The organism is Parafrankia colletiae (assembly GCF_001854655.1).
Classification (GTDB): Bacteria; Actinomycetota; Actinomycetes; order Frankiales; family Frankiaceae; genus Parafrankia; species Parafrankia colletiae.
On the sequence record NZ_MBLM01000037.1, the window covers coordinates 1 to 7,572 of the forward strand.

Below are 7,572 nucleotides of genomic sequence, written 5' to 3' on the forward strand. Positions count from 1 at the left end.
ACCAACACCCCCCGCGGCCAGCTCGCGGACCTGGAACTGCGTCACCGCCGCCGGGCCCGCTGCGAGGACCGGATCCGCACCGCGAAGGACACCGGCCTGGCGAACCTGCCTCTGCACGACTTCACCCAGAACAGGGTCTGGTGCGCCGTCGTCTCCCTCGCACTCGATCTACTCGCCTGGACCCAGATGCTCGCCCTGGCTGGTCACGCCGCCCGGCGGTGGGAACCGAAACGCCTACGGCACAGGCTGTTCACCATCGCTGGACGGCTCGCCCGCCATGCACGACACACCGTGCTCCACCTGCCCGCCCACCATCCCTGGGCAGCACTGGCCGTTGGGGCCCTGACCACCCTGCGCGCGCTACCCGACCCCGGATAGCCACCCGGACCTGCCCCTGTCCCGACGACCTCGCACCATCCCCGGCCGTGGACCAGCGCCCCAGCCCGCGCGACAGCGGGCCACCCCGTCACACCCCGACAGCACAACTCAACATCAAAAACGGGGCGGGACGACCGACAAACCGACCCAGCCACCTGGCGAAAGATCGAGGTTAGTCGAGCAGGACGCGGTGGCGGAGAAGCGGGAACCCAGCGCGGCCGTGCATCAGACGCATGATCTTCTTGGTCTTGGTGTTGACGCCTTCGGTGCCGCCGTTGCTGAACCGCCCCGGCGCGTCCGGAGACTCATGCGTTTGAGTGCTCGGACTTGATCAAGATGCGTTGCTGGCGGTAGGCGGTCTCGAGATCGGCGGGTGGGACGTCGCCGCAGGCGGTGTGGATGCGGCGGCACTGTTGCATCGACGGAGTCCGGCATCGCGGCTGCCGATCAGTCATGATCGAGTGATGCGTCGACGTCGTGCCTGCCCACCGGTTCTGGCGTCGGAGTTCGCGGGGTTCCGGTTCCCGCCCGAGGTGATCGTCCTGGCGGTGCGCTGGTATCTGCGGTTCGCRCTGTCGTATCGGGATGTCGAGGAGCTGCTCGCCGAACGCGGCCTCGACGTTGATCACGTGACCATCTATCGGTGGGTGCAGCGCTTCACCCCCCTCTTGGCCGAGGCAGCCCGGCCGTGTCGGCACCGTCCTGGCGAGAGGTGGTTCGTCGACGAGACCTACGTCAAGGTCTCCAGCCTGTGGACCTACTTGTACCGGGCGGTTGACCAGCACGGCCAGGTCATCGACGTCCTGGCCAGCACCCGCCGCGACCAGGCCGCCCGGCGGTTCTTCGTTCGGGCGCTGACGCATGGACGCCGGCCGGCCGAGGTCACCACCGACACGGCACCCGTCTACCCACGGATCCTCGACGAACTGCTCCCCGAGGCCTGCCACGTCGACGCCGCCCGGGAGAACAACCGGATCGAAGCCAACCGCGGTCGGTTGAAAGCACGGCTCCGGCCGATGCGCGGACTGAAACGCCTCCGCTCCGTCCAGACCGTCAGCGCCGGACACGCCCTCGTGCAGAACATCCGCCGCGGCCACTACGAACTCGCCGTCAACACCAACCCACAGCTGAGGCTGGCAGCCGCACTCACCGAACTCACCGCCGCCGTCTGACCGGCAGTCGCCCCGGCCGCTGGCATGCCCCGCCTTCGCCAGACGCAACAGCGCCCCTGCATGAACTCACGTCGCAACATGCCTCTTGGACGGGCCCACCGCCGTTTCGGTTCCGTGCGATCGCGGTGTGACCGTTCTGTAGTGATTCGTGGCGTGATGTATAGACTGGCTCCGCCATTGCGGGTGGCAGGACGGGCGGCCGGGACCATCGATGATCGTTGACCGAGAGCGGGTACAGAAAGCCCTGCCTGGCTACCACGTGGCCGGGCGGTTGGGGGCGGGGTCGTTCGGCCTGGTGCTGGCCGGCGAACATCGGCGGATGGGTCGCCCGGTGGCGATCAAGGTGATGGACGCCGAGGGTTCCGAGGACGTCGCAAACGGTTTCGCCGCCGAGGCACGGGTACTGGCAGGCCTGGATCATCCGCATGTGCTGCGCGCGCACGACTATGTCGAGGCCGAGGGCCTGTGCCTGGTGGTGATGGAACTGCTGGACGGGGGCACACTGACCAGCCGCCAGGCCGATATGGGGCCGGAGCAGGCGTGTGCGGTGGGGCTGGCGGTCGCGGCGGCGTTGGAGCATGCGCACGGCCACGGGGTGCTGCACCGTGACATCAAGCCCGACAACATCCTGTTCGCCCTCGACGGGACACCCAAGGTCAGCGATTTCGGGCTGTCGAAAGTGTTCGAGGGATCGGCGGCGACCGCCAGCGGGATGGCGGGCACGCCCCTGTACATGGCACCGGAGCAGTTCCAGCACGGCCGGCTTGGTCCGAGTACCGACCTGTACGCGCTGGGGGTGGTGCTCTACCGGCTGCTGGCCGGACGGCCGCCGTTCGACGCGAAGCAGCCAGTGCAGGCGTTGTGGTACCAGCATCTGGCCGAAGCGCCACCTCCGATGGTCGGTGTGGAGCCCACGCTGGCCGCGGTCGTCCTACGCGCGTTGGCCAAAGATCCCAGCGATCGCCACCAGGACGCTGCCGCGTTCGCGCTCGACCTCGCTCAGGCCGCGACCCAGGCATTCGGACCTGGCTGGGCCGTCCGTGCCGGGCTGCCGTTGCACCTTTCTGATGCCGTGCGGCGCGCCGCCGTCGACCCTGTTCCCAGGCCCGTCACCGTCGGCGGTACCACGACCGCGGTTTCTTCCGATGAGCCGGCGACCTTACCGGGCTGGGATTTCTTTATCTCCTACGCCAGGGCCGATCATCCGTGGGCAGAATGGATTGCCGGGCAGCTGACTGCCGCCGGCTACCGGGTGCTGCTCCAGGCGTGGGCTGACCTGCCGGTCTCCTACTGGACCGCAGGGATGCTCGAAGGCATCAGATGCGCCACTCGTTCGCTGGTGATCGTTTCTCCCGTCAGTCTGGAACCGGCGTTCGGACGGACTGAATGGAACTCCGTCCGCGATGCCGACCCGCTGGGACTCCCCCGCCAGCTGATTCCGGTCCGGGTCGAGGACTGCCCCTGTCCCGATCCACTGGACGACAGTGTTCGCATCGACCTTTTCGGTCAGGCTGCCGACACCGCCCGCCGATCCCTGCTCGAGCAGGTCAACGCGACGCAGGACGAACGTACGGAAAGCCTGACTGCCCCGTTTTCCGCCATCGGCCCCCCGCCTGTCGATGCATCGACGATCGAATCGCTGGTGCCGCCCCAGCGGTCTCCCGCATCCGACACACCGGAGTTTCCCCCCGCCGCCGCCGCGGTCGGGCGCAAGGGCGGAGGCGGGGGCAGGCGGAGGCGCAGCGCGGCAGCAGGGCCGCAGCGCAGAGCGGCACGGCTGGCCTCGGTCTGCGCCGTTGTGGTGGCCGTGCTGGCGATACCGCTGGGGCTGTTCGACTTCGGAATCCCGTTCGTCGGTAAACCCGCGGCACCGAAGGCCGAGGCAGGCCCTGCGGAGAACGCGAGATCTCGGAGCGCGGTGACCACGCCCGCATCAGGGCCAGAGCAGTCTTCCGTCGCGCCCACCACGCCTGCCCCGGTCGACACACCAGCCCCTTCCGCCTCGTCTGCCGGCCCGCAGTCTCCTGCCCCCTCGTCCGTCGGCCCGCAGGTTCCTGCCTCCTCGGGCGTCACGCCGCCGGCCGCGTCGACTACGACAAGATCGCCATCCGGCCCGGCCCAGGCCGGGCCCGCGGGCCCGAGCAGCGACCCGAAATACAGCGCGGGCTCAGAGATCAGCGTTTCCGGCTGTGCGGGCTGGCTGAGCTTCTCCGGTGTTCTCTACGGAACACTCTCCGCCGGTGCCGCGTCCTGCGCCGCCGAGGTCACAACCATCGACCTTGCCTATGGCGCTGATCCCGCGTCCGCCGGCATCGCGGCGTCGAACTATTCTACGAAGAACTCCAGGCCGGCCATTGCTGGCGGTTTTGGTTACTATAGGTACTCCGTGCAAATCTGTATCTGGAATGAGAGTGCACGCGGCAACAGGAAGTGCTCTCCCAAATACGTTGACACCCAGGGATCCGTCGCGCCGGGCTGACAAAAACTGGGCGGCCTGTCCTGTCCTACGCCGCGGAATGAGGCCCGGGCACAGGTCAATGGCGGAGCGCGAGGAGGAGAAAAATAGTGTCGACGATCTCTTCGAGGACGTCGTCGGGCACGGGGGCGAAGGTCATGAGGAACTCGTGGCGCAGGAGGTCGAAGGGGAGTGACTTCACCTGGTCGGTGAGGTGCTCCGGCCTGATCTCGCCCCGCTCGGCGGCGCGGGTGAACAGGACGTCGATGGCGCTCTCCCTGGTCGGGTGGCCCGGGGGGATCGCACCCCCGGGCCACCCGACCACGCCGCCAGCCAGGTTGAGGCCGTTCTCATCAACTTGGCGACCGCCCCTTTCTCTGCAACATATGCCTCCCTGCGCCGAGTTCGACCTTCCAAATCGCCACTTGGTGTTATGACTCGGAATTCAGGGCGGCTTGTACAGAGGGCTRGACCTCGCAGAGCCGCGCATGCCCTTGATCCGAACGAACCTGTTATTCGAACCCTGCGGTATTCATCGTCGAGACCTTGAGGCTCGCTGGATGCCGGCGGGATGATCCGTCATGGATTCCACTTCGCAGGGAGTCGTCGGGGGGCTTTGACGAGCGTGAGCCTTGTTCTTCCCCGTCGGGTGCCGTGGCCCACCTGGTGGTTTCGCGCGCCAGCGGTGGCACCGGGCGGCGAGCCGGCGGCAGAGCCGGCAGGTCGTCGGGAAGCCGCCACGTTAGGCGCCGTGGCGACGACCACGGGCGGCGTAGCTGCGCAGTGCCCGTAGGAAGTCGATCTCGCGGAACGCGGGCCAGTACGCCTCGCAGAAGTACAGCTCGGAGTACGCGCTCTGCCAGAGCAGGAAGTTCGACATGCGCTGCTCCCCGCTGGTGCGGATGACCAGGTCGGGGTCGGGCTGGCCGGCCGTGTAGAGGTGGCGGGCGACGTCCTCGGCGGTGAGGGTCTCGGCCAGGTCGGCCAGCGAGGCGCCCGTCTCGGCCTGCTCGTGCAGGAGGGCCCGGAACGCGTCGACGACCTCCTGCCGGCCGCCGTACCCCACGGCGAGGGTGACATGCGCCCCCGTCGAGCAAGATCGGGTGACCTCCTCGGCGTTCTTGAGCGCGCGGGCCGTGCTGTCCGGCAGCGCGTCGAGCAGGCCCGCGATGTGCATCTGCCACGCCGGATCGGGAGTCGCGATCTTGTCGGAGACAACCTGCTCGATGACCTTCATGAGGAACGCGATCTCGGCATCCTCGCGGTGGGCCAGGTTCTCGGTGGAGCAGACGAAGACGGTCACATGCTTGATCCCGGCCGCCTCGCACCACGACAGCACGTCCTCGACATGGTCGGCGCCGAACTTGTGGCCGAGGCTGGGATTGGCCATCCCCATCTGGCGGGCCCAGCGGCGGTTGCCGTCCATGATCAGGCCAACGTGCCTCGGTAGCGCGGCTCCCTTGAGCGACGCGCGGAGCCGGCGGGCGTACACGGTGTAGGCAAGATCGCGTATTGGCACAGTCTGAATCTATGCCCACCTGTCCGCCGGTTCTAGTGCCGCCGGTCCCGTCCATCCAGGGCGTTCCTGCGGTGCTGCGCGGGTTGGGACAGCGGGACGGTGGGTGCGTCCGGAGCCCGCTGCTGTCGGTCCCGGTTTGGAGAGGTGGGGCGCACCAGTAGGGTGGAGGTCGTCCCGGTAATACTTCTCGATGATTGAGCACCGGAAGCTTCTGATACGAGGCGACACTGACGAAGCTCACCTGCGGTAAGCGTCATCGCAGGAAGCGGAGGAGACCATCCGCGAACGGCGCAGCCGATCGACGGCATGACCGATGGATACACCCAACCGCCCTGGCCCGGACGTCTGAGGCCATGCAGTGGTTTCCCGTTAAGAGCGTAGTGGGAAGATGTCCGCCGTGGCGAAGTCAGGGACACAAGATGAGACCGAGGCTTGGGACTTCTTTGTGTCCTACACACGCGCCGACGAGAAGTGGGCGGAGTGGGTGGCATGGCAGCTGGAGGACGCTGGCTATCGGGTCCTGATCCAGGCATGGGACTTCGTACCAGGATCGAACTGGCGCCTCCGCATGCACCAGGGTGTGACTCGAGCAACCCGGACGATCGCACTGCTGTCTGCAGCATACCTTGACTCAGTCTACGGGCAGGAAGAGTGGATGGCAGTTCAGGCTGCGGACCCGCGCGGATTCGAGCGGAAGCTCGTACCTGTGCGGATCGAAGAGTGCCCTCGTCCGGGCCTTCTCCACAACGTGGTGTCCATTGATCTGTTCGACCGACGACCAGACGAAGCCCAAGCGTACCTCCTTGAGCGGGTACGACACAGTCTCACCGGTCGCGCGAAACCCGAAATGTCTCCAGACATTCCCATTTCCCAGCTTCCATCGCAACCTGGAGCGAGACTCAGGCCGCCTGCCATTTACCCGACGTCGCCATGGCGGCCCGCCAACCCGCACGGTAATTCGGCACGACGTAGCACGTGGAACGCCCAGCTATCGGTAGCACCCGATAAGAAATTTACAAAATCTCTAATCGTAATATTTTACAACTTGTCGCTGCCAGCCCGACTCGGCTTCGGCATACCTATCTGGTATGCGTTCTGCTGTTTATTTTACCTCACCATTATGGCGTTGGGTGGATCGGTGCCCGCGGAGGGGCCAAGCATGCTGCAAACCATAGCGTTCATTGTAAGCTACGGCTTGATAAGTCCGATACTTACCCTTTTGATTGTATCCAAACGGATTCTAATGGTTTCGGCCACTGTGCGACGATTTTTGCACAGTGGTCGCAGACCCGATCCTTCGTCGTGAAATCCGCCTCAGCGATCCGCGCCCAGGGCCATGCATACGTTCCCGATGGGCCCGCACCGTCGACGCCACTCACGGACTCGCCCCCGAGACCAGATCCGCGGTAAACGCCTCGCTCTTACCCGGGGTCCGCTCCCACCGGCACTGTTTTGTGAACGGCGCAAACCTGCGCACGAGATCGAGCTGCGCCCGGACCGTGGCCGGCCGCAGAAACCGGCTCTGCTACTGATGTGACCAGCCTTGCAACCTCGCGGCGAACACCGCCGCCGTTGGATCGAAGTGCGCTACCGTCGCGTCTAGAACAAGATGCGCAGCACCGGGCAGATCGACACGCTCCGCCACGGCAGCCTCCTGTTGCATCCGATGCATCATCGTTGCATCGGACATCGACATCCACGTTTAGCTGCCGGGAAAGCGGCGTGTCGCGATAGACTCCAATTTGAGACTCCCCGAGAGCCCGGTATCCAATTTTCGGTGCCCGCCATATGTCGCATCTGGCGCGAATAAGTCTCATTTGACCGGCAGGATGCTGTTATTCGAACCCTGCAGTATTCGCCGATCAAGGCGATGTCCAGYAGCGCTCCACGTCGGCCAGCTGCCGGGATGTCGTCTGGGGAATCGCCGCTCCCCGGTCGCTGCCGGTCCTGTGGAGCGGTAGGTGCTCATCCGGAGCCTGCTCGTCAGACGCCGCTGCTGGCTCGTGCCGTCGGCGAACCGTTCTGGGGTCCTGCTCGTGACCATGAGG

The 7,572-nt window shown here is 66.1% G+C and carries 5 protein-coding genes and 1 pseudogene; 4 read left to right on the forward strand and 2 right to left on the reverse strand.

What is annotated here, in order from left to right; translation table 11 throughout:
* The 3 genes from CC117_RS06660 to CC117_RS06670 all read left to right on the forward strand — a co-directional run.
* A partial coding sequence (locus CC117_RS06660; RefSeq protein WP_198541755.1) for a transposase occupies positions 1-378 on the forward strand: 378 nt, incomplete at its 5' end.
* A 464-nt stretch (positions 379-842) separates the two neighbouring features.
* On the forward strand, positions 843-1,550 hold the full coding sequence (locus tag CC117_RS06665) for an IS6 family transposase (protein ID WP_071082881.1): 708 nt from the start codon (positions 843-845) through the stop codon (positions 1,548-1,550).
* Between the two features lie 211 nt (positions 1,551-1,761).
* Entirely contained in the window at positions 1,762-4,029 is a 2,268-nt protein-coding gene (locus CC117_RS06670; protein WP_071082882.1) for a protein kinase domain-containing protein, read from the forward strand.
* A 55-nt stretch (positions 4,030-4,084) separates the two neighbouring features.
* On the opposite strand, the pseudogene CC117_RS34305 reads toward CC117_RS06670, so the two are convergent.
* Positions 4,085-4,279, reverse strand: a pseudogene (locus CC117_RS34305) (TetR-like C-terminal domain-containing protein); the annotation flags it as partial.
* 468 nt (positions 4,280-4,747) lie between these two features.
* The gene (gene uppS, locus CC117_RS06680) at positions 4,748-5,524 is read right to left on the reverse strand and encodes a polyprenyl diphosphate synthase (protein ID WP_071082883.1); all 777 of its coding nucleotides are present in this window, start codon (positions 5,522-5,524) and stop codon (positions 4,748-4,750) included.
* Between the two features lie 388 nt (positions 5,525-5,912).
* On the opposite strand from uppS, the gene CC117_RS40355 reads away from it, so the two are divergent.
* The gene (locus CC117_RS40355; RefSeq protein WP_084131654.1) at positions 5,913-6,830 is read left to right on the forward strand and encodes a toll/interleukin-1 receptor domain-containing protein; all 918 of its coding nucleotides are present in this window, start codon (positions 5,913-5,915) and stop codon (positions 6,828-6,830) included.
* Positions 6,831-7,572 lie beyond the last annotated feature (742 nt).